The following is a 993-nucleotide window of genomic DNA, read 5'->3' as shown; positions in this document are numbered from 1 at the left end:
GACCAGATAGACGCCGAATTCGCCCTTCGGCGCCTCGACGGCGGCGTAAACCTCGCCGGCCGGCACGCGATAACCCTCGGTGTAGAGCTTGAAGTGATGGATCAGCGCTTCCATCGAGCGCTTCATCGCCTGGCGCTTGGGCGGCACCACCTTGCCATCGAGGTTCGACACCGGGCCGGTGCTCTCCTTGCCGAGCAAAAGGTCGACGCACTGGCGCATGATCTTCGCCGACTGGCGCATTTCTTCCATGCGCACGAGGTAGCGGTCGAAGCAGTCGCCGTTCTTGCCGATCGGAATGTCGAAATCCATCTCCGAATAGCATTCATAGGGTTGCGACTTGCGCAGATCCCAGGCTGCACCCGAGCCACGCACCATCACGCCCGAAAAACCCCAGGCCCAGGCATCCGCCAGCGAGACGATGCCAATATCGACATTGCGCTGCTTGAAGATGCGGTTGCCGGTCAGCAGCCGGTCGAGGTCGTCGATCGACTTCAGGAACGGGTCGATCCACTTGCCGATGTCCTCGACCAGTTGACGCGGCAGGTCCTGATGGACGCCGCCGGGCCGAAAATAAGCGGCATGCATGCGCGAACCGGAGGCGCGCTCATAGAACACCATCAGCTTTTCGCGTTCGACGAAGCCCCACAGCGGCGGCGTCAGCGCACCGACGTCCATCGCCTGCGTCGTCACATTGAGGATGTGCGACATGATGCGGCCGATCTCGCTGTAGAGAACGCGGATCACCTGGCCACGCTTCGGCACCTCGATGCCGAGCAGACGCTCGGCGGCCAGCGCAAAGGCATGTTCCTGGTTCATCGGCGCGCAATAGTCGAGCCGGTCGAGATAGGGTACCGCCTGCAGATAGGTTTTGGCTTCGATCAGCTTTTCGGTACCGCGATGCAGCAGTCCGATATGCGGATCGACGCGATCGACGACTTCGCCGTCCAGCTCCAGCACAAGGCGCAAAACGCCGTGCGCCGCGGGGTGTTGCGG

The 993-nt window shown here is 62.3% G+C and carries 1 protein-coding gene; it reads right to left on the bottom strand.

Features of this window, described 5'->3' with window-relative positions; all coding sequences use genetic code 11:
* A partial coding sequence (locus EN969_RS32770; RefSeq protein ID WP_127419818.1) for an NADH-quinone oxidoreductase subunit D occupies positions 1 to 993 on the bottom strand: 993 nt, incomplete at both ends.

Source organism: Mesorhizobium sp. M7A.F.Ca.CA.003.01.2.1 (genome assembly GCF_003998945.1).
Lineage (GTDB): Bacteria > Pseudomonadota > Alphaproteobacteria > Rhizobiales > Rhizobiaceae > Mesorhizobium > Mesorhizobium ciceri.
The sequence above is the reverse complement of the archived record's forward strand: the minus strand, read 5'-3'. Positions and strand labels throughout refer to the sequence as shown.